Genomic DNA, 21690 nt, shown 5'->3' with positions numbered 1-21690 from the left:
CCTCACGTTCGCGCCCTGTCGCCCGGATGCGGACGCGCGGGGGCGTTCCGCGCTCGGGATGTGAGGAGTTGTGCGCGCGGGCGGGCGTAAGCCGGAGCCGATGTCGGCGGCAGCGAGCATGATGGGAGGATGGCTGGCTCCGGCGACGTGCTCGAGCGGTTCGGCCCTGCCACGCAGGACTGGTTCCGCGGAGCCTTTGCACGCCCCACCGACGCCCAGCGCGGCGCATGGGAGGCGATCTCGCACGGCAAGCACGCCCTCGTCGTCGCTCCCACCGGGTCCGGCAAGACCCTGTCGGCGTTCCTGTGGGCCATCGACCGCGTGTTCCGCGAGAGCGTCGCGGCCGATCGACCCGATGCCGCGCCCGTGCGTGGGCGGAAGCGGGCGGCCAAGGAGCCTGCGCGCGGCACCCGCATCCTCTACATCTCGCCGCTGAAGGCCCTCGGCGTCGACGTCGAGCGCAACCTGCGCTCCCCGCTCGTCGGGATCGGGCAGTCCGCGCGGCGCCTCGGCATCCGCGTGCCCGATGTCTCGGTCGGCGTACGCTCGGGCGACACGTCGTCCGCCGACCGGCGTAAGCTCGTCGCAGCGCCCCCGGACATCCTCATCACCACCCCGGAGTCGCTCTACCTGATGCTCACGAGCCAGGCCGGGCAGACGCTGCGCGACGTGCACACGGTCATCGTCGACGAAGTGCACGCGGTCGCGGCCACCAAGCGCGGCGCACACCTGGCCGTCAGTCTCGAGCGGCTCGACGCCCTGCGCCGCGAGCACGATCCGGATGCGGGTCCCGCGCAGCGGATCGGCCTGTCGGCGACCGTACGCCCGATCGACGAGGTCGCCCGGTTCCTCGGCGGCGCCGAACCGGTCGAGATCGTCGCGCCGCGCGCATCCAAGCAGTTCGAGCTGAAGGTCGTCGTGCCCGTCGACGACATGCTGAATCCGCCCCCGCCGCCGACCTCCGCGCGTGGCGCACCCGGTGCCGCGCCGGCATCAGCCGATCCGGGAACCGTCGACGACCTCGACGGCACACCCCTCGACGAGGACTGGTTCGGCGACGGCTCGGCGGGCGCCGAGAACACCGAGATGACAGGATCGGTGTGGCCGCACGTCGAAGAGGCGATCGTCGACCGCATCCTCGAACACCGTTCGACCATCGTCTTCGTCAACTCCCGCCGCCTCGGCGAACGCCTCACCGGACGCCTCAACGAGATCTACGCCGACCGGCTCGGGCTCGAGGCACCGTCGCCGGATGCGCCGCCGTCCGGCCCACCGGACTCGGCCACATCGAGCCGGATGCCGGCCGAGATGATGGCACAGGCGGGAGTGTCCTCGGGGGCGGCGCCCGCACTCGCCAAAGCCCACCACGGGTCCGTCTCGAAGGAACAGCGCGCGCAGGTCGAGGAGGAGCTGAAGTCCGGCGTCCTCCGCTGCGTCGTGGCCACCAGCAGCCTCGAGCTCGGCATCGACATGGGCGCCGTCGACCTCGTGATCCAGGTCGAGGCGCCGCCGTCCGCGGCATCCGGACTGCAGCGTGTGGGCCGCGCCGGGCACCAGGTGGGCGAGGTGAGCCGGGCGGCCCTCTTCCCGAAGCACCGGGCCGATGTGCTCCACACCGCGATCGTGACCGAACGGATGCTCGCGGGGCAGATCGAGGCGATCGCGGTGCCGCAGAACCCGCTCGACATCCTCGCCCAGCAGACCGTGGCTGCGGCCGCCCAAGGCGAGATCGACGTCGAGGGCTGGTTCGAGACGGTGCGCCGCAGCGCGCCGTTCCGCACCCTGCCGCGCTCGGCGTACGAGGCAACGCTCGATCTGCTCGCGGGCCGGTTCCCCTCCGACGAGTTCGCGGAGCTCCGTCCTCGCGTCGTGTGGGATCGCGACGCGGGAACCCTGACCGGCCGGCCCGGCGCCCAGCGCATCGCCGTCACAAGCGGCGGCACCATCCCCGACCGGGGCCTGTTCGGCGTCTTCGTCGCCGGCGAGACCCGCAATGCCCGCGTCGGTGAGCTCGACGAGGAGATGGTCTACGAGTCGCGGGTCAACGACGTCTTCACGCTCGGCACGACGAGCTGGCGCATCGTCGAGATCACGCACGACCGCGTCAACGTGCTCCCGGCGTTCGGGCAGCCGGGCAAGCTGCCGTTCTGGCACGGCGACGGCCTCGGCCGCCCGGCCGAACTCGGCGAGGCGCTCGGCACGATGGCTCGCCAGCTCTCCGGAGCCTCTCGGGAGAAGGCCGAGGCACGCCTGGGCGACGCCGGTCTCGACGGGTTCGCGATCGAGAACCTGCTGACCTACCTCGCCGAGCAGCGCGAAGCGACCGGGACCGTGCCCACCGACCGCACGCTGACCGTCGAGCGCAGCCGCGACGAGGTCGGCGACTGGCGCGTCATCTTGCATTCACCGTACGGCATGAAAGTGCATGCGCCGTGGGCTCTCGCCGTCAACGCCCGCATCCGCGAGCGCCTCGGCGTCGAGGGAGCGGCGGTCGCCAGCGACGACGGGATCATCGCGCGCGTCCCTGATGCGGCAGCCGAACCTCCCGGCGCCGACCTGTTCGTGTTCGAGCCCGACGAGCTCGAGCAGCTCGTCACCGACGAGGTGGGCGGATCGGCGCTGTTCGCCTCGCGCTTCCGCGAATGCGCCGCCCGCGCCCTGCTGATGCCGCGGATGAACCCGAGCAGACGCAGTCCGCTGTGGCAGCAGCGTCAGCGCTCCGCGCAGCTGCTGGAGGTCGCGCGCCGCTACCCCACGTTCCCGATCATCCTCGAGACCCTGCGCGAGGTGCTGCAGGACGTCTACGACGTGCCCGCCCTGCTGCGCGTGGCCCGCCGCATCGGCGACCGCAGCATCCGCCTCGTCGAGACGACCACGAGCCAGCCGTCCCCGTACGCCCGCGACCTGCTGTTCGGATATGTCGGCGCGTTCATGTACGAGGGCGACTCGCCGCTGGCCGAGCGTCGGGCTGCGGCGCTGTCGGTCGACCCGGCGCTGCTGTCGGAGCTGCTCGGCAAGGTCGAGATGCGCGAGCTGCTCGATCCCGACGTCATCGCCCAGTTCGAACGCGAGGCGCAGAAGCTCGATCCCGACCGTCGCGCTCGCGGGGTCGAGGGGGTCGCCGACCTGCTGCGCGTGCTCGGTCCGCTGGATGCCGGCGAGGTCGCCGTGCGCCTGCAGGACCCGACCGGCCCGGCCGCTGCCGCCTCCGAAGCGAGCGCCGCGCAGCTGCTCGACGAGCTGGTCGATGCGCGACGGGCGATTCGCGTGACGATCGCCGGGGCGTCCCGGGTGGCGGCGATCGAAGACGCCGGCCGGCTGCGCGACGGCCTCGGGGCGGCGCTGCCGGTGGGCATTCCGCTCGCCTTCCTCGAACCTCTCCCCGATCCGGTGGGCGACCTGGTGGCCCGCTACGCACGGACGCACGGACCCTTCACGGTCGATGCGGTCGCCGAGCGCCTCGGCGTGGGGGTCGCGGTCGCGCGTCACACGCTGCAGCGGCTCGAGGGTCAGGGGCGCATCTCGAGCGGATTCTTCCTCCCGGTGGAGAACGCCGGCGGATCGCGCGATGACACGGAATGGTGCGACAGCGAGGTGCTGCGCCGACTGCGGATGCGGTCGCTGGCCGCGATCCGCGGCAGCGTGGAACCGGTGCCACCCGAGGCGTTCGCTCGCTTCCTGCCGGTCTGGCAGCACGTCACGCGTCCGCTCGACGGCATCGACGGCCTCGCGGCGGTCATCGAGCAGCTCGCGGGCATTCCGGCGCCGGCGAGCGCGTGGGAGTCGCTCATCCTGCCCTCTCGCGTGCGGGACTACGCCCCCGCGATGCTCGACGAGCTCACCGCGTCGGGAGAGGTCGTCTGGACCGGCCACGGGTCGCTCCCGGGCCGAGACGGGTGGATCGCCTTCCACTCGGCTGACGCAGCGCCGCTCACCCTCACGCGCGACGACGTCGAGATCGCCGCGGACTCCCTCGACGCTCGCGTCATCGAGGTGCTTGCGGCCGGTGGGGCGTACTTCGCCGCCCAGCTGAAGTCGCTCGCCGGCGCGGAGAACGAGCAGTCCGTCGTCGACGCCCTGTGGCGCCTCACCTGGGCGGGACGCGTGACCAACGACACCTTCGCGCCCGTCCGAACGCTCGTGGGCGGGGGTTCCCAGGCGCATCGGGTCGCCCGCAAGACGCCGCGTTCCCGCATGTATCGCGGGGCAACGCTGCCGCGGGTGTCCGCGTCTGCTCCGCCTCGTCCGCCCGCCATCGGGGGCCGCTGGTCTCTCGTTCCCGACGCCGAACCGGATGCGGCGCTGCGCGCCACCGCCGCGGCGAGCCTGCTGCTGGACCGCTACGGCGTCGTGACGCGTGGCTCCGTGCAGTCCGAGGGCGTTCCCGGCGGATTCGCCCAGGTCTATCGCGTGCTCGCTGGATTCGAGGAGGCCGGCCACTGCCGGCGGGGCTATGTCATCGAGAAGCTCGGGGCCGCGCAGTTCGCGGCGTCGGCGACGGTCGACCGCATCCGCGAGTTCGCCGGTCTCGCCGATCCGCCGCCGCGCACGGCCGTGACGCTTGCGGCCACCGACCCTGCGAACCCGTACGGGGCCGCACTGCCGTGGCCGGCACTGGCCGAGATCTCGCACCGGCCCGGCCGCAAGGCCGGCGGGCTCGTGGTGCTCGTCGACGGCGACCTCGCGCTCTACCTCGAGCGCGGCGGCAAGACGGCACTGGCCTTCACCGATGACGAGGAGGTGCTCCGGGCGGCTGCTGCCGACCTCACCGCCACCGCGCGCCGACGACGGCTGGACACCCTCACGATCGAGCAGGTCAACGGCGCGTTCGTCTACGGCACGCCCCTCGGCCGGGCCCTGCGCGAAGCCGGCTTCGTCGAGTCGCCGCGCGGACTGACGCTGCGGCGCACGACCGCCGGCGACGCCCAGCGGGAAACCGCCCGTGCCTGAGGGCGACACCGTCTTCCGCGCCGCGCGGCGCCTGGCCGACGTGCTCGACGGACGCGAGCTCGCCCGCTTCGATCTGCGGGTGCCGCAGGTCGCGACCGTCGACCTGACCGGTGCGACCGTGCAGGAGGTCGTACCCCGCGGCAAGCACCTGCTGCACCGCATCGACGGGTGGACCCTGCACACCCACCTGAAGATGGAGGGCGAATGGCACGTCTACGAGCGCGGCGGGCGGTGGCGCAAGCCCGGCTACAAGGCGCGCGCCGTGCTCGGCACATCCACCCATGACACCGTCGGCTTCGACCTCGCCGATATCTCGGTGGTGCGCACGGAGGATGAGGGCGCGCTCGTCGGTCACCTGGGTCCCGATCCCCTGAGCGCGTCGTGGGATCCGGATGAGGCCGCCCGTCGGCTCTCGGCCGACCCGCGAGCGGTGCACGTCGCGCTGCTCGATCAGCGCAACGTCGCCGGTTTCGGAAACGAGTACGCCAACGAGATCCTCTTCGTGCGCGGCGTTCTGCCCACCACCCCCGCCCCAGAGGTCGACGTGCCGGCACTCCTCGACCTCGGCACGCGCATGATCCGCGCCAATCGCGACCGATCCGGCCGCACGTTCACCGGCGACTCGCGCCCCGGTCGATCCACGTGGGTCTACCGTCGCGAGGGTCGGCCGTGCCGTCGATGCGGCACGCTGATCCGCGGAGGAGAGATGGGCGCCGACCCGACCTCCGAACGCATCACCTTCTGGTGCCCGCGCTGCCAGAGCTGATCCCGCATCCACGTCGGTGCCCGATTCCCGTCAGTGCCCGATGTATCTTCCCGGCCGGTGGTTGAGGGCCAGCACGAGGTTCAGCACCACCGCTCCCGCCGCGCTCAAGACCACGCTCCAGACGGGCACCACCAGCAGGGCCGCCCCGATGATCAGCACGTCGAAGATCATCATCGTCCACCCGGCGCGGAAGCCCCAGCGATCCTGCACGATCAGGGCGACGATGTTCACACCGCCGAGACTCGCGCGATGGCGGAAGAGGATGAGCAGGCCCACGCCGGCCAGGAGGTTCCCGCCGAGCGTGCCGTAGATCGGGTCGAGGTCGTCGATTACGAGCATCCCCTGATGCACGACCGACCATCCCGAAACGAGGCCGATGGCGACCGCGGTTCGCGCGGTGAAACTCCACCCTCGCTGCCACACCGCGAGCACCGCGAACGGGAGGTTGATGACGGCGAACAACAGCCAGAACGGCCACGCCGTCGCGTAGCCGAGCAGGAGGGAGAGACCGGCGGTACCGCCGGTGACCGAACCGGCCGTCTGCAGCAGGTAGAGGCCCAGCGACGCGACGAAGGTGCCGGTGAGGATGCCGAGAACGTCCTCGACCGCGGAGTGGGCCATGCTCTGGTCGTCGAAGACGAGCGACGGACCCGTCGCATCGGGTGCGTCGGACAGGCCGGGATCGTCGAGCGCATCGGGCACGTCGGGCAGGTCGGGATCGCCGACCGGTTCGCTCGTCATCTCGCCATTCTCGCCGACGCCGACATGCCCATCCATTCTCCGTGCCGCAACGAACAACAGATGTCAACCCTGCGCATCCGAATCGGTGGATTCGAGGGAATGAATAGACAATCAAGGAAGTTGTACCTGTATCCGATGCCGAACGGCATCAGAGGAGGGGACTGTGGGTAAGAACTACGTCGACATCGAGAACGACCACGGCGAGACGCTGCGCTACCGCAAGCACGCCAACGGTCGGGGCCTGATCGCGCACGGGGCCAAAGTGCACCCCACCGCGATCGTCGAGTCGGGTGCGTACGTCGAACCGGGAGTCCGAATCGCCGCGAACGTCCACGTGGGCCGCGGTGCGTGGGTCGAGTCCGATGCGGTCATTGGGCCCGACGCCGACATCGCCCCCCAAGCGCACATCGGACCCGGCGCCGCGATCGGCGCGGGCGCGAAGATCGGAATCCGCGCGCACATCGGAAACGGTGCACGCGTCGCGGTCGGCTCGCTCATCGGCGACGACGAGAGCATCGGCGACGGCGAGACCGTCGCGACCGACCGCCGCGGACTGCACCTGGCCGCCTGACCGGACCCCGGCCCTTGCCCGTGGCTTCCCACGGTCGAGGGTCAGAGGATGATCCGACGCTCCCGCCGCTCGCGACGGGAGCGTCTCGCATGCGCGGTGGCCGCCCTTCGCGCCCCTGGCTCCTCCGAGCCCCTGGCGCTTCCGAGCTCTCGCTACCCGTTGCCTGGCACCAACTCAGGCTGGATGAAGCCATATCGGCCGATTCGGGTACGAAATGACCACTTCCGCACCGGCCGGCCTGAATTGGTGCACCGTCGGCCGGTCCACCCGCCCGCTGTGCGCCGCTTTCCGCTGCGTCGCCACGCTGCGTCGCAGGGCCACCCGCCCGCTCGGCCCCGCTGGGCTGAGTCGCCACGCACGCCACGGCACGGCACGGCACGGCACGGCACGGCACGGCCACGGCACGGCACGGCACGGCCGCAGACTGCATCGGGCCGCTCACCCGAGCCCCGCCGCCCCTCGTCCCGTCCAGCCGTCCACCCGGCGGTCGGCCGCGTCCGTCCCTGCCCGTGCAGCAACTCAGGCTGCGAGGGTGAGTCCAGGCTGATTCGGGCCCGGGAAGGGTTTCGGCGGGCCCGCGGGCCTGAATTGATGCACGTCGGCGGCAAGAGGCGCGTGACCGATCCGCCGTCGCGCGACCCGGGGTCCGCGCCCCGACCCCTTGAGGTCCCGCAGCATAGGGTCGGAGGATGATCCGACGCTCCCGCCGCCTTGCGACGGGAGCGCTCGCGTGTGCACTGGCCGCCACCCTCGCGGGGTGCCTCGCGCCGGCGGCGCCCGAGAGCATCCCGTCCACCTCACCGGAAGAAACGGCGCCGAAGGAGGCCGTTGCGATCGAGATCACGCATATCGTCGACGGCGACACCGTCCGCGCGCGACCGGCGGGGGGCACATCCCCACCCTGGACGGTCGCCGAGGGCTCGGCCGACGACGAGGTGCCGGTGCGCCTCATCGGCGTAGACACCCCGGAGGTGTACCCCGACCTCGAGTGCGGCGGGAACGATGCGACGGATGCGCTGCGCGCCCTGGCGTCCGAGGGCGACACGCTGTGGGCGACGCGTGACGACGAGGAGCGCGACACCTACGACCGGGTGCTGCTGTATCTCTGGACCGGCGAGGGCACGTTCGTGAACCTCGACCTCGTGGCGACCGGAGCCGGCGAGGCTCTGCGCATCCACCCGAACGACCGCTACTGGCCGCTCCTTCAGGAGGCCGAGTCCGCCGCGATCGAGGCCGGCGCGGGCATCTGGTCCCGCTGCCGCTGACGCGATCGCGTTCGGTCGCCGCCGAATGTCGTCATCCCCCGAGATGGCGACATCGCGTGACAACCGAACGTCTCGGCGGGAGGCGGGAGGCGGGACGCGGGACGCGGGACGCGGGACACGGCGCGTCAGGCGCAGGCGAACGCGGCGCGGGAGGCGCGGCGCGGGAGGCGGGACGCGGGACGCGGGACGCGGGACACGGCGCGTCAGGCGCAGGCGAACACGGCGCGGGAGGCGCGGCGCGGGAGGCGAGGGAGGCGGGACGCGCGGCGCGGGAGGCGCGGCGCGGGCGACGGGTCAGGCGAAGAGGAAGAGGGCGAATCCGAGGAGCGGGAGGGTGCCCTGCACGAGTGCCGCGCGGAGGTACGAGCGGCCGGTGCTGAGCAGGATGAGGGCCGCCGCGGTCATCGATCCGAGGCTGAACAGCACGAGCGTGCGGCCCGCCACGTCGGCGGCCGTGCCATCGGCTCCGGTCCAGAAGAGCACCACGCCGAGGACCGCACCGACGGCGAGGAACAGGTTGTAGAAGCCCTGGTTGTAGGCCATGCCTTTCATCGCGTCGGCGCTGGCCTGGTCCCGCACCCCGAAGCGCTTCCAGATGCGCGGCCGCGTCCACTGCACCGACTCCATGACGAAGATGTACACGTGCAGCAGCGCGGCGAGAACCCCGAACACCGTGGCGAGGATCGCGATCATGATCGAACCCTAGCGTTCCGCGAGCGCTAGCGTGGCTCCATGCCCAGACGCGCGAGACCCTCGGGACCGAACACCCGTTCCGCGCGGTCGCCCAAGCAGCGGACCGCGCGCAATTCCGCACCGGCGCGGCGCGACGAGGGGTCACCCGCGCCCCCGCCCGGCCCGTTCGTGCTGGGCGCCATCCCCGGGGCGACGCCCGGCAAGTGGATCGACGCCTGGCAGGAGCGCATGCCGCGGAACCCGCTCGAGCTTCGCACCCTCGACGTCGCCGAACAGCGTGACGCGCTGATCTCGGGCGGGGTGGATGCGGCGCTCGTGCGCCTGCCGATCGACCGGTCCGACCTCCACGTGATCCCCCTCTACGACGAGGTGCCCGTCGTCGCGACATCGGCGGACTCGCACCTCACTGCTGCCGACGTGCTCTCCCCGGACGACCTCGTCGACGAAGTGCTGATCATCCCGGGCGATGACGCGCTGGGCATCCGGCAGGAGATGTTCCCGGGCGTCGCGACGCCCGCCTTCGATCCGCCCACGACCACCGAGGACGCCATCGCCACGGTGGCGACCGGGGTCGGCATCGTCATCGTTCCCATGTCGCTCGCGCGCCTGCATCACCGCAAAGACGTCGCGCACCGCCGGCTCGAGGGCGCACCGGAATCGACCGTCGCCCTCGCATGGGTGGCGGACCGCACGACCCCGCTGGTCGACGCGTTCGTGGGAATCGTGCGCGGCCGCACGGCGAACTCGTCCCGCAGCTGAGCAGCGGCCGGGCCTGAACCGCGTCCCGGTCCGAGCAGCGTCCCCGCTCCCAGCAGCGTCCCGCGTCCCAGCAGCGCCCCGACTCTGAGCATCGCTTCGCGGCTGAGAACCGCGGCCGGCCACTGAGTACCGTCCCCGGTCTGAGCACCGTCCCCGGTCTGAGCACCGTCCCCGGTCTGAACAGCGTCCGGTCTGAGCAGCGTCACGAAGCACCTCGCCACGGCAAGCGCAACCCGTGGCACGGCGACACCGAAAAGCGCCCGGGCACGAGAACAGGGGATGCCGCCACACGTGCGAACGGCATCCCCCGGAAATGGCGTGAATCCCCGCGAGCCCCGACAAGCGGGGAACTCTTCGTGCCCCCAGTGGTCGGCGCCCCCCGGTGCCGACCCAACACGACCACTTCGCATATCTAGAGCATCCTGGGCGATCGCTGATACATCGCCGTGAGAATTCTTTCCGCGCGAATCGGCCGACCCATCGCAGTCTCGGTCGCGGTCTCGGTCGCGGGCCGTCGCCGTCTCAGCTCAGAATCCGGTACCGTGCGCTTGGAAGGGCGAGACCATGTCGAGCCGAGCGGATGCGGCTGCGAGCGCTTCAGCCGGCGCGAGGCCGCTAGCGAGCTCGGCGTGCATCGAGCCGAGCAGCTCGCACGCGATGTCGTCAGCCACGACGACGGGCGCGGCGATGACGGATGCCGACCCGGCGTGGAGCCACACCCGCGCCATGCCGATCGCCTCCTCGCCCCATCGCACGGACGATCGACCAACCTCACACGCCGACAGCACGACCGTCGCGGGCACACGGGAGACCTGATCGATGTCGTAGCCGAAGAGGGCGCCGTCGGCGAGTTCGAGACCGGAGAACATCGGGTTGTCCACCGCGTGACGGCCGTGCGCGGCGACGTGGAGTACGTCGACCTCGCCGGCCAGGTCGGTGATCGCCTGAACGGTGGCGGCGCCGCCGTCGATGACGGGGGCACCGGACCAGGCTGAGGCGCCCACTCGGGCTTCCTCTCCGCCGCGCGCGACGCGTGGCCCGACTGCGAACCCCGCGCTCAGCGGTGCCGCCGGAGCGACGGCGGGCTCCACGGTCGGCGCGACGGCGGGCTCCACGGCCTCACGCCGATGCAGCCACTGCGAGGCCGACGCGGCCAGGGTGAACACACGCCCGCGCATGCCGGGCAGCATCGCCCACGGGATGGCGTTCAGGAGTCCCGGCGCGGTGACCACGAGGCGGCGGGCGGAGGTCTGCCGGAGCGGCCCGTCGAGGAGGGCGGCCGACAGGGCGGCCAGTCGCGCGTCGAGAGACCGGCGCACGACCGCCGCCATCGGCCCCGTGCGCACCGCCGCAGCGACATCGAGATCGGCGCGCAGCCCCTTCTGCAGGTCGCGCACCTCGTCGCCGTCGCCGAGGGACACGATCTCGGCGTGGGAGCCATCGCACACGACGGCGACGATCTCGCGCCCCGTGTAGACGTAGGCGAGCAGCGCGGTGTCGGCGGTGAGGCCGTCGCAGAGCGTCGCGAGGTCGACCCGCGCGTCGATGCGAGACGCGCCGACAGATGTCCACTGCCGCTCGCGGGCGAGGTCACGCAACTGTGCCGCGCGAGGGCTGGAGAGCCAGTCGCGGGCGGGATTCTCCGCACGGAGCATGCGAAGCTCGGCGAGCGCGTCGGCCAGCTGCGGGTCCGGAGGCGGCCGCAGCGGAACGACCTGCTGGCTCAGATGCCGTGCGCGCTCGGACCATTCGAAGACCACCTCGGGCGCGCGCGAGCTCACCGCCGAACGCAGCCCGGCGAAGACGAGGCTCGCCCCGTGCATGGCGACCGAGGTCTGCAGATCGATGCTGCCGAACGAGCTCTGCCACGCTCCGAGGCGATCCAGCCCCGCCGCCGCGTGTCGGCGGGCTTCGGTCGGGCGTCCGCGTGCGGCCGCGCGGGTGGCCTTGAGTTCGTCGGAGAGCAGCCGCAGGTCCATCGGAGCGGATGCCGGCACCCGCGGCGCCGGGGCGGACGGGTCGCCCGCACGCACGGCGGCACGTGCGACGGCGATGCGAAGTGCGACCGCCTCGCTGCGGAAGCCGTGAACGACGAGCGACGCCGCGACATCTTCCGCCGCTGCCGGGGCGGGAGGCCGGTGCTGATTCCCGGAGCCCGGCCGTCTCTCCGCGAGGCGCGCCCGCAGGCGCACCGCTTCGGCGCGGGCGGCCCACGCGTCGTTACCCAGTGCCCGGAACCGTCGCGCGGCGTCTGCGGCGACCCGCGCTGAGGCCGCACCGTCGTGTGCGAGCAGCGATCTCGCGAGGTGGAACTCCGCCTCGGCTCGCGACTGCGGCATGCGGCGCGCGCCGAAGATCGCCGCGGCGTGCCGGAACAGCTCCTCTGCCTCGGTCGTGAGCCCCGCGTCCCGGAACACCTCGGCGCGGTCCATGTCGCCGATCGCTTCGGCGACGGGTGAGGTCGCAGCATCCGATCGCGCGTCTGTCATCTCTCGCAGCGCGCGGACCAGGTCGCCGCGCAGCAGCGCGGTGTATCCGAGATTGTGACGCGCCTGCGCCGCGTCGGTGGCGAGCCCGTGCTCGGCGAACACCGACACCGCCGCCGACAGGTCATCCGCCGCCTCGGCCAGACGCCGCTGCTGCATGCGCACCAGACTGCGGTTCATGCGGATGCGGGACGCGGCGACGGGATCGTCGCTCAGCCGGTCGATGGCATCGCCGAGCCAGCGTTCGCCATCGTCGAGTCGTCCGTTGTAGGTGGCGAGACCGCCGAGCTGGCCGAGCAGGATGGACTCCGTGTGCGGGCTGAGTCCCGGCTGGGCGAGAGCGTTCTGCAGCACCTCTTCTGCCGCGACGGGGCGGCCGGTGCGCTGCAGGGCGATGGCGCGGGTTCCGGCGATGCGCGCGAGCAGGTCGCGGTCGCCGGTCAGGCGCTCGGCCCGGTCGAGCGTGCGCTGCGCCGCCGCGAAGCGGCCGTCGATGCACTGCGCGACGGCGCGCTGATGCAGCTGCGTCGCGTCCGTGCCCACGCCGACATCATGCCGTAGTCGCGGCGGACGCGGTCACCGCGCCGGCAGAGAGCGGGGTGACCGGGCGGCTCAGGCGGGCGCGCGGCGGTGCCCGTCCCACTCCCGCAGGGCGCGGGATCCGGCCTTCTCGAGCGCGCTCACGCGCGCGGCGACCGACGTGTCGGCGGTGCCGTCGATGAGTCCGTCGGCGATGCGCTCGGCGAGCAGCCCCGCGATGAACGGCGCGGCGAACGACGTGCCGCTCCACATGACGAAGCCGCCGGTGTAGTCATCGGGATCGATCGTCTCCCGTCGCAGCCCGAAGCGGTCGTTCCGGGTGCCGGCCTGGGTTCCGCCGTTCAACGGCGGGGCGGAGCTCACGACCGCGGCGCCCGGTGCGTAGACCCGCACCCAGCGCCCGATGTTGCTGAACAGCGCCACGGTCTTGCCGTTCGGATTGAGGGCGCCGACCGACAGGTGCGGTGCCGCATCGGACGGATCATCGACGACGAACTCGGCGTCGGGCCACCGCCAGAGCGCCGCCGGGAAGGCCGGGCGAGAGGTCGCGTCGTTGCCGGCGGAGCACACCACGGCGCAGCCGTGCCGCCGCGCGGCGACGAGGTAGCGCACGAGGGTCTGGTCGAACTGACCGTCTTCCGGAGTCTCGTGGTAGTAGCTCAGCGACAGGTTGAGCACATCGATGGGGCGGCCGCCCGGAAGACCCCGGGCATCGCGGATGACGAGCTCCGCCACCGCGCGCACCGCCTCGAGGAACTCGCCCTCCAGCAACGTGCCCTGACTGTCGGCAACGCGGATCGAGATGAGGTCGGCGTCGGGACAGATCTGCCGCACGACCCCGGCGACGAACGTGCCGTGACCGGCCGCCGCGTCGAGGAAGCCGTCGTAGGGTCCGGAGACGTCGCCGATCGCCTCGGGATCGTCGGCGGGATTCGTGATCCCGATCGGCACACCGTTGACGTGGGGGTCGCGATCGACGATCGACGGCGGCAGCCACGCGTGCTTTCCGCAGCCGGTGTCCATGTAGGCCACCACCGGGCGACGCCCGCGGACGGTCTCGTCGTCGCGCCGGGGCGGATCGCCGATGTAGCTGACGACCTCACGCCCACCCGACCCGGGGTAGGCGTAGGCCCCCGGACCGGGAGCGTTGGTCGACCCATAGGGGTTGGTGGAACCGTAGGGGTTGGTCGAGCCATACGGGTTCGTCGAACCGTAGGGGTTCGTGGAGCCGTAGGGGTTCGTCGAACCGTAGGGGTTCGTGGAGCCGTAGGGGTTCGTCGAACCGGACGGGTCGACGCTGATGACGTGGTCGAGAGCGACGCCGCTGAGGTCCTTGCCGTAGATCGCCCGCGCACGCTGGAGCAGACGCCACGCATCCACCGGCGGCACCGGCTGATCGTCGCGGCCGGGCTTCGGGTCGGGGAAGATGACGCCGAGGAGCACGAGGGGGAGCCCCAGCTCCTCCTCGGCGACCCTCGCACGCTCCTCCGCCTCGGCGTCGGTCTGGCGATCACCCCGGATGCTCTCCACGCGCACGCCCCACCCGAAGTAGGCGCCGGCCGATCGGAGGATCTCGAGGATCTCGAGCAGCCGCGCGCCCTCCGTCAGCAGCACATGATCGGCGGCATAGGTGGTCGGATAGGGATCGACGCCCTCGACCTGCTCGACGCCCGGGTCGAGGGGCACGCCGCGCGGCCTGCCGGCCTGGATCCGATCGCGCCACCCGGGCTCATCGACGGTGTCGGCCATGCGTCCCCCTGCTCTCTCTCGCCGCGCACGGCGATCTCACTCGGCGGATGCGGGCGCATCCACCGCTCTCAGGCCTCGAACTGAGGCGTCTCGAACTCCTTCATGGCTCCGTCCGTGCCGCGCACGGCCATCCGCAGACGCGTCATGCCGGGCGGGATCTCCTCGAACGCGAACCGGCCGTGCTCGGCCGGGTCGGCCGCCCAATCCGCGTCGCCCTGCACGAGCCGGATCGCGAGCGTCTCGGCGTCGACCCAGCCGTCGATGCGCCGATTGCCCGCGGCGGTCACGCTCACGTGCAGCAGCACGGTCGTGTCGCCGCGGCTGAATTGCAGGGTCGCGGTCTCTGCGGGCGTCGTGCGCACCGCTCCGGTGACGGCCCCCTCCACGAGGGTCAGCAGCGCGTACTCCCGCGACAGGTCGGCGACCGCCACGGCGGCGACCATCCGATCGATCATGTCGGCCGGCATCGGGTCGATGTCATCCCATGTCGCGCGCAGCCGCGCGAACAGCGCCGCGTCTGCGGCGAAGTCTTCAGTGTCCATGTGCGTCTTCCTCTTCCCCGGCGCCCTCGAAGAGGGTGCGGAGCTTGCCGAGGCAGCGCCGGCGAGTCGGTCCGATCGATCCGACCGGCATCGCCATGTCGGCGGCGATGCGGGCGTAGTCGGGGCGGTCGTCGAATGCGACGATGCGCAGCAGCCGCTGGCAGCGTTCATTGAGCTGTGCCACGGCCTGCCACAGGCGACGCGACTCGTCGTCGGTCGCCGCGGTCTGTTCCGCGGATTCGTGGACCGGAAGGTGCGGCTCGAGGTTCTCGGCCTCGGTCGCCTCGGCGCGACGCTGCTGCTTGCCCACCCGCCACGCCTCACGGCGCGCCGTCGTGGTCAGCCAACCCGACACGGCACTCGGATCGGCGATCGCGGAATGCCGCTGCACGAGGGTGAGCCACGTAGTCTGCACGACGTCCTGCGCGAGCGCGGCGTCGAGCCCGTACGCGCGCACCACGTGCCACAGCACCGGCGTCATCAGCGCCACCAGTTCATCCATCGCCCGACGGTCGCCGTCCCGCCAACGCCGAAAGAAAGCGGCCGCTCTCTCCCACCGTGGCTGATCGACGGACTCGACGGAGGCCCCAGACCCCGCATGCGTCATGAAGCCCATTGTGTCCACAACACCGGAGAGGGCGAAAGTCGCTCGGTGATACATGGGAGAATCGACAGATGTCGAAAGCGCGAATTCTCTATGTCTGCGCGCGCCCGCAGCGCGAGGCCGCCGAGGCGGAATCGCGGTCGTTCGGCCGCGCCATGGGGCTCGAGTCGGGAGCCCTCGACGAGCTCGACCTCGTGCGCACCTCGCTGGATGCGGCGATGCTCGGAGACTACGCCGGACTCGTCGTCGGCGGCAGCCCGTTCAACGTCACCGACCCTGAAGACACGAAGACCGACGTGCAGCGGCGCGTGGAGGCCGACCTCGAGCGCATCGTCGGCGCCTCGGCCGACGGCGGACCGGTGGGGCTGTTCACCTGCTACAGCATCGGCGTGGTCACCCGCATGCTCGGGGGAACCGTGAGCCGCGCCTTCCCCGAAGACACCGGACCGACCCCCGTGCAGGTGACCGATGCCGGCGCGGCCGACCCGCTCTTCGACGGCCTGCCCGAGACCTTCACCGCACTCACCGCCCACAAGGAGGGCACCGAGACCCTGCCGCCGGGCGCCGTGCATCTGGCCGCCGGCGCCGCGTGCCCCGTGCAGGCGTACCGCGTCGGGGAGCGGGTCTACACCACGCAGTTCCATCCCGAGCCCACGCCGGCGGACTTCATCGAGCGGATGACCGTCTACCGCAACGACGGCTACTTCGACGCCGACGACTTCGATGTCATCGCGGATCGCGTGCGCCCGGCCGAGCTCGACGCGCCGTTGACGCTGCTGCGGACCTTCGCCACGCGCATCGCCCTCTGAGCCGCGCGGCGGCCGACGCCGCGGTCTGTCAGGAAGTCCGTGGCTGGCCTTGCGTCACGATGATCACGGTCAGTCGTGCTCGGGACGCAGGAGCCGCAGTCCCGCGATGATGGCGGGTACCACCAGCACCACGGCGGCGACGAGAAGGGCGGCCGTCGCGATCGCCTCGCTCGACGGTTCGCCGGTGAAGCGGGCCACGGCCAGCCACGTCAACCCCCACGCGATGGCGACACCGGGCGCGATGCGCCACCGGCTGGCCCACGCGATCCCGAGACCGATGACACCGACCACCAGCAGCACCACGATGCCCCACACATCGGGCGCGTCCACGCGCACGCCGCTCGCGGTGAAATAAGCGGTGAGGTTGGCGACCGTGGCGAGCGTCACCCACCCCAGGTGCAGGCCCGTCACGCCGTCGATGAGGGCCGCATCCAGCACCCCGCCGCGCGGAAGCCGGGTCGCGACCGACCGCCGAAAGGTGAAGCCGAGCGCGACCAGCAGCACGGCGATCATCACGACGGTGAGCAGCAACGTCGTGAACTGAGCGGTCACCAGCCACAGGCCGTTGAGCACTTCGGTGACCGCGATCCACCAGCCCATCGACCGCTGGCGCATGCTCGCCCGCTGCGACGGCAGCGCCTGCCAGATCGCGTAGGCGATGAGTCCGAGGTAGATGACGCTCCAGATCTGGAACGCCGGGCGGGCGGGCGCCAGATATGACGCGTCGGCGTCGAGGGCGCCGCCCTGCAGGTCCTGCACGGGCGTTCCGCCGAAGAGCCCCGTGCCCACCATTGCGGCGATCAGCATGAACACCGTCGCCGCGATCACCCCGATCTGCCGCACGAGGTCGGCGGCAGACGCGGTGGTCTCGGATGCGGGCTGCGGCGAGGTCATGCCCCTACGGTAGGAACCCGTCCGGAATCCGCTCAGAGGCTTGCGCCGCCCGCGCAGCTGTGTCAGGCGCGATCATCCCCCGGCCGGTGCGGGCCGATGATGACGGCCGCGTCGGCGGGGACGGTGATGCCGCCGGACTCCTCGGTGACGGCGGGCGACGTGCTCAGCAGCACGACCTCGCCTTCCTCCATTCGCGTCGTCCACGGGTTCCCGGCGAGGTTCACGAGGATGCGCAGCGCACCACGGCGCAGCTCCCAGGCGCGGCTGCCGGGGCCCTCGTCGACCACGAGGTCGGCGCCGAGCGCGGCGAGATCGGGATCGGTGAGCTCCGGTCGCTCGCGGCGCAGGCGCGCGAGGCGGCGGTAGAGCGCGAGCAGGCGCGCGTGCTCGCCGTCGCCGGCCTCCTCCCACGCGAGGTGAGAGCGGTGGTAGGTCTCGGGATCCTGCGGATCGGGCACCGTCGCCGGGTCCCACCCCATGCGGGCGAACTCCTCGATACGGCCTTTCGCGGTGGCCTCCCCGAGCTCGGGCTCCGGATGCGACGTGAAGAACTGCCACGGAGTCGACGCGCCCCACTCCTCGCCCATGAAGAGCATGGGGGTGCCCGGAGCGGTGAGGGTCAGTACCGCGGCCACGGCCAGGCGGTCCGGCGTCAGCGACTGGCTGAGCCGGTCGCCGGCGGCGCGGTTGCCGATCTGGTCGTGGTCCTGCGCGAAGGTCACCAGGCGCCACGCCGGCATCTCCGCGGGAACGGGCCGGCCGTGCTCGCGTCCCCGGAACGACGAGTACGTGCCGTCATGGAAGAACCCGCGCGTCCACACCTTGGTCAGCGCGTCGACAGCCGCGAAGTCCTCGTAGTATCCGACCGTCTCGCCGGTGAGTGCCACGTGCGCCGCGTGGTGCCAGTCGTCGCTCCACTGCGCGTGGAGGCCATAGCCGCCGGCTTCTCGCGGCAGGATCAGCGTCGGGTCGTTCATGTCCGATTCCGCGATCAGCGTCAGCGGCACGCCGCGATGGGCCGAGAGGGCGTCGGCGGCCTCGGCGAGCTCGCGCAGGATGTGCACCGGCTGCGCGTCCTTCAGCGCGTGGACCGCATCCAGCCGCAGTCCGTCGACGCCGTAGTCGCGCATCCACATCAGGGTGTTCTCGACGATGTAGGCGCGCACGGCGGGCTCGTCGAGGTCGACGCTGGAGCCCCACGTGTTGCGCTCGGCGTCGCGCAGATACGGACCGAACTCGGGCAGGTAGTTGCCGCTCGGGCCGAGGTGGTTGTAGACGACGTCCTGGATGACCGCGAGCCCGGCGGCGTGGGCGGCCTGAACGAAGCGCACATACGCCGCCGGCCCGCCGTAGGCCTCGTGCACCGTGTACCAGAGCACGCCGTCGTAGCCCCAGTTCCACACGCCATTGAAGCCGTTGACCGGCAGCAGTTCGATATGCGAGACCCCGAGGTCGACCAGGTGCGAAAGGCGACCGGCCGCGGCATCGAGGGTGCCCTCGGGGGTGAAGGTGCCGACGTGCATCTCGTAGACCAGGCCTCCGGCAAGCTGTCGCCCGGTCCACATCGCGTCGGTGAGGTGCGGTGCCGCGGCGGTCAGCGCCTCGTGATCGACGTGCGCAGAGAGTCCGTGCACACCGTCGGGCTGACGCCTCGAACGCGGGTCCGGGCGAACATGATCCCCGTCGCCGAGCACGAACCCGTACCGTTCGCCGTCGGCGAGGTCGACGTCGCACGTCCACCAGCCATCGGCGGCGGCGGTCATCTCGACGTCGCCGCTTCCCGGTCGGCGCAGCCGCATCCGCTCGACCCGCGGTCCCCACACCTCGACGCTCATGATCTCATTCCCCCTCGAGTGCACGGCTTCTCGCCGAAAGCACGAGATATCTGCGCAGACAAGGCGTGCACTCGGCGAGTTCTCGTGCACTCGATGTCAGCCACCGGACACCTCGCGAGCCAGGAGAGCGACCGGGTACGTCGACAGCAGGTCGGCGAGCGCGCTCGCGCCGCCCGCGATGCGCCGGCCCGTGATCGCGTCGACGAAGGCGCCGTCGGGCAGCATCAGGGCGGTGTCGCCCCAGCCGCCGCGGGCGGCGAGGCCTACCGGCAGCCGCGTCGCGACGGCGATCGCACCACCGCGATCGAACGCGATCGCGTGGTCGGCGGCCTCACCCACCACCGTCATCGGCGTGTAGCGCGTGTACAGCTCCGGATGCTCCCGGCGCAGGCGCAGCGCCCGGGAGGTGACCAGCAGCTTCGCCGCACCCCCGGCATCGACCGCGGGCAGCTCGCCGCGCGAGAACCCGGCGTCGAGCTCGGCCAGCATCCGGGCTCGCCGCGCGAAGTCCACCGGACGCCGGTTGTCGGGATCGACCAGCGAGGTCTCCCACAGCTCCGACCCCTGGTAGACGTCGGGCACACCCGGACCGGCGAGCTGCAGCAGCTTCGCCGACAAGGAGTTCGACCACCCGGCCTCGGCGATCTCGTCGACGAAGGCCTCGACGAGACCGCCGGCGGATCCGAACGCGGCGTCGACGAGGTCGTGCATGCGCTGCTCGAAGATCTCGTCGGGGCGCCACCAGCCGGTCTGCTCCGCGGCCTCGCGCGCCGCCTTCTCGGCGTAGGCGTGCAGCCGCTCGGGCGTCGCCGGCCAGGATCCGACGATCGCCTGCCACAGCAGGTTGTCGAAGGGGCCGTTCCCGGTCGAGGCGACCTCGCGCAGGCGATCCAGCACCTCGCCCCAGCGCCCCGGCACCTCGGCGAGCACGTCGAGGCGAGCGCGCACATCTTCGCCGCGCTTGGTGTCGTGGGTCGACAGCGTCGTCATCGCGTGCGGCCACGACGCCTGACGGCGCTGCCACGCCGCGTGGAACCCCGGCACCGACAGCGCGAACACGACGGGATCGCCGCCGACCTCGGTGAGAGAGCCCAGCCGCGTGTAGCGGTAGAACGCGGTGTCCTCGACGCCCTTGGCCATGACCGGGCCGGTCGTCTGCTCGAAGCGGCGAGTGACCTCGAGCGTGGCGTCGGAGAGGACCGGGACGAGGGTGCGGATCGCGTCGGCCAGGTCGGGACGACGGCGCTCCGCCTCCCGAGCGGCGTGGTGGAGGTCCTCGATCCCGGCCGGCAGGTAGGACCGGTAGGTCGGGAAGCACGCCAGGAGCTCGGCGAGGGCGTCTTCGGCGTCGGCGACCGGCTCGGGCAGGCCCCGCACGAGGCGGCGGATCTCGGAGACCTGGATCGTGTCGGCGATCATGCGCTTGGTGTCGTGGATCATGTCGCCCCACACCGGAACGGTGCCGCGCAGCACGCCGTCGAGGGCGGTGAGAGGCTGCTCGCCGTTCGGGTCGACGAGCACCCGGTCGATCTCGGCCAGCGCGTCGTAGCCGGTCGTCCCGGCGGTGGCCCACCAGGCCGGGAGCGCCTCGGACGGCTCGGCGCCCGGTTCGTGGGCGCTGCGCTCGAGGATCTTCTCCACGAGCACGTAGGCGCCGCCGGTGGCCTCGGCCAGCCGCGCGAGGTAGCCGCCCGGGTCGGCGAGGCCGTCGGGATGGTCCACGCGCAGGCCGTCGACCAGGCCCTCCCGCACCCACCGCAGCACCTCGGCATGGGTCGCGTCGAAGATCTCCGGCCGCTCGACCCGCACCGCCGCGAGCGTCGTCACGGCGAAGAAGCGGCGGTAGTTGAGGTCCGTGGCCTCGTCCTGCCAGAAGCGCAGCTCCCAGTGCTGCCGCTCGAGCACGGATCGCACCCCGTCGGCCGTGGCGAGGTCGTCGCCCTCGCCCACGGAGCCGGGTGCGAGGGGCAGGATGTGCTCGAAGTACCGTGCGAGCCCGGTCGGCGATTCCGGCGCCGGCGCGGGATCGATGCGGATGTCGCCGATCACCTCATCCAACGGCGCCCCGAGGACGGGTACGCGGATGCGGCCCTCGCCGACCTCCCAGTCGATGTCGAACGCGTCGGCGTGCGCCGATGAGCGTCCGTGGGTGAGCACATCCCACCACCACGGGTTCTCGCGTGGCTGCGAGATGCCCATGTGGTTGGGCACGATGTCGGCGAGCACGCCGAGCCCGGCATCGCGGGCGGCCGCCGAGAAGCGGGCGAGCCCCTCGGGTCCGCCGCGGTCGGCGTCGACCCGTGTGACGTCGGTCACGTCGTAACCGTGGTCACTGCCCCGCGTCGACTGCAGCAACGGCGACACGTAGGCGGTGTCCACCCCGAGGTCGGCGAGGTATCCGGTCACCGCCGCGGCGGCGTCGAGATCGAAACCGGCGCGGATCTGCAGCCGATAGGTCGACACGGGATGCGCGGGCATGGCAGTCC

General features: G+C 71.9%; 15 protein-coding genes. 6 read left to right on the top strand and 9 right to left on the bottom strand.

Going from position 1 to position 21690, the window contains the following annotated elements; translation table 11 throughout:
• Positions 1-129: 129 nt before the first annotated feature.
• Together IM777_RS02440 and IM777_RS02435 are read left to right on the top strand one after the other, a co-directional pair.
• Complete coding sequence (locus tag IM777_RS02440) at positions 130-4950, top strand: Lhr family ATP-dependent helicase (RefSeq protein WP_194384508.1); 4821 nt, start codon at positions 130-132, stop codon at positions 4948-4950.
• Positions 4943-5716: an Fpg/Nei family DNA glycosylase gene (locus tag IM777_RS02435; RefSeq protein WP_194384507.1), complete on the top strand. Its 774-nt coding sequence runs from the start codon at positions 4943-4945 to the stop codon at positions 5714-5716. The genes IM777_RS02440 and IM777_RS02435 overlap by 8 nt, the downstream gene beginning before the upstream one ends.
• 30 nt (positions 5717-5746) lie before the next feature.
• On the opposite strand, the gene IM777_RS02430 is transcribed toward IM777_RS02435, so the two are convergent.
• A complete protein-coding gene (locus IM777_RS02430; RefSeq protein WP_228481200.1) occupies positions 5747-6337 on the bottom strand; it encodes a YitT family protein in 591 nt (196 codons plus the stop codon).
• Between the two features lie 283 nt (positions 6338-6620).
• On the opposite strand from IM777_RS02430, the gene IM777_RS02425 reads away from it, so the two are divergent.
• Together IM777_RS02425 and IM777_RS02420 are read left to right on the top strand one after the other, a co-directional pair.
• A complete protein-coding gene (locus IM777_RS02425) occupies positions 6621-7028 on the top strand; it encodes a transferase (RefSeq protein WP_071044088.1) in 408 nt (135 codons plus the stop codon).
• Positions 7029-7717: 689 nt separating this feature from the next.
• Complete coding sequence (locus tag IM777_RS02420) at positions 7718-8293, top strand: thermonuclease family protein (RefSeq protein WP_071044089.1); 576 nt, start codon at positions 7718-7720, stop codon at positions 8291-8293.
• Positions 8294-8587: 294 nt separating this feature from the next.
• On the opposite strand, the gene IM777_RS02415 is transcribed toward IM777_RS02420, so the two are convergent.
• Positions 8588-8986: a DUF1304 domain-containing protein gene (locus IM777_RS02415; RefSeq protein ID WP_176759432.1), complete on the bottom strand. Its 399-nt coding sequence runs from the start codon at positions 8984-8986 to the stop codon at positions 8588-8590.
• A gap of 39 nt (positions 8987-9025) precedes the next feature.
• On the opposite strand from IM777_RS02415, the gene IM777_RS02410 reads away from it, so the two are divergent.
• A complete protein-coding gene (locus IM777_RS02410) occupies positions 9026-9745 on the top strand; it encodes a LysR family substrate-binding domain-containing protein (protein ID WP_194384505.1) in 720 nt (239 codons plus the stop codon).
• A 527-nt stretch (positions 9746-10272) separates the two neighbouring features.
• Here IM777_RS02410 and IM777_RS02405 read toward each other — a convergent pair.
• From IM777_RS02405 to IM777_RS02390, 4 genes are all read right to left on the bottom strand, one after another.
• Entirely contained in the window at positions 10273-12774 is a 2502-nt protein-coding gene (locus IM777_RS02405) for a CHAT domain-containing protein (protein ID WP_228480916.1), read from the bottom strand.
• A gap of 69 nt (positions 12775-12843) precedes the next feature.
• On the bottom strand, positions 12844-14520 hold the full coding sequence (locus IM777_RS02400) for a S8/S53 family peptidase (protein WP_194384504.1): 1677 nt from the start codon (positions 14518-14520) through the stop codon (positions 12844-12846).
• Between the two features lie 68 nt (positions 14521-14588).
• Entirely contained in the window at positions 14589-15062 is a 474-nt protein-coding gene (locus tag IM777_RS02395; protein ID WP_194384503.1) for a hypothetical protein, read from the bottom strand.
• Complete coding sequence (locus tag IM777_RS02390) at positions 15052-15564, bottom strand: RNA polymerase sigma factor (RefSeq protein ID WP_228480915.1); 513 nt, start codon at positions 15562-15564, stop codon at positions 15052-15054. The genes IM777_RS02395 and IM777_RS02390 overlap by 11 nt, the downstream gene beginning before the upstream one ends.
• A 173-nt stretch (positions 15565-15737) precedes the next feature.
• On the opposite strand from IM777_RS02390, the gene IM777_RS02385 reads away from it, so the two are divergent.
• Positions 15738-16475: a glutamine amidotransferase-related protein gene (locus tag IM777_RS02385; protein WP_194384501.1), complete on the top strand. Its 738-nt coding sequence runs from the start codon at positions 15738-15740 to the stop codon at positions 16473-16475.
• A 69-nt stretch (positions 16476-16544) separates the two neighbouring features.
• Here the strand turns inward: IM777_RS02385 and IM777_RS02380 are convergent, their stop codons facing one another.
• The 3 genes from IM777_RS02380 to treY all read right to left on the bottom strand — a co-directional run bounded on the left by IM777_RS02380 (position 16545) and on the right by treY (position 21682).
• A complete protein-coding gene (locus tag IM777_RS02380; protein ID WP_194384500.1) occupies positions 16545-17369 on the bottom strand; it encodes a tryptophan-rich sensory protein in 825 nt (274 codons plus the stop codon).
• A gap of 62 nt (positions 17370-17431) precedes the next feature.
• On the bottom strand, positions 17432-19204 hold the full coding sequence (gene treZ / locus IM777_RS02375) for a malto-oligosyltrehalose trehalohydrolase (RefSeq protein WP_194384499.1): 1773 nt from the start codon (positions 19202-19204) through the stop codon (positions 17432-17434).
• Positions 19205-19300: 96 nt separating this feature from the next.
• Positions 19301-21682 carry a malto-oligosyltrehalose synthase gene (gene treY / locus IM777_RS02370; RefSeq protein WP_194384498.1) on the bottom strand — a complete coding sequence of 794 codons (2382 nt, stop codon included), beginning with the start codon at positions 21680-21682 and terminating at the stop codon, positions 19301-19303.
• Between the last annotated feature and the right edge of the window lie 8 nt (positions 21683-21690).

This window comes from Microbacterium luteum (assembly GCF_015277875.1).
In the GTDB taxonomy this organism is placed as follows: Bacteria; Actinomycetota; Actinomycetes; order Actinomycetales; family Microbacteriaceae; genus Microbacterium; species Microbacterium luteum.
The sequence above is the reverse complement of the archived record's forward strand: the minus strand, read 5'-3'. Positions and strand labels throughout refer to the sequence as shown.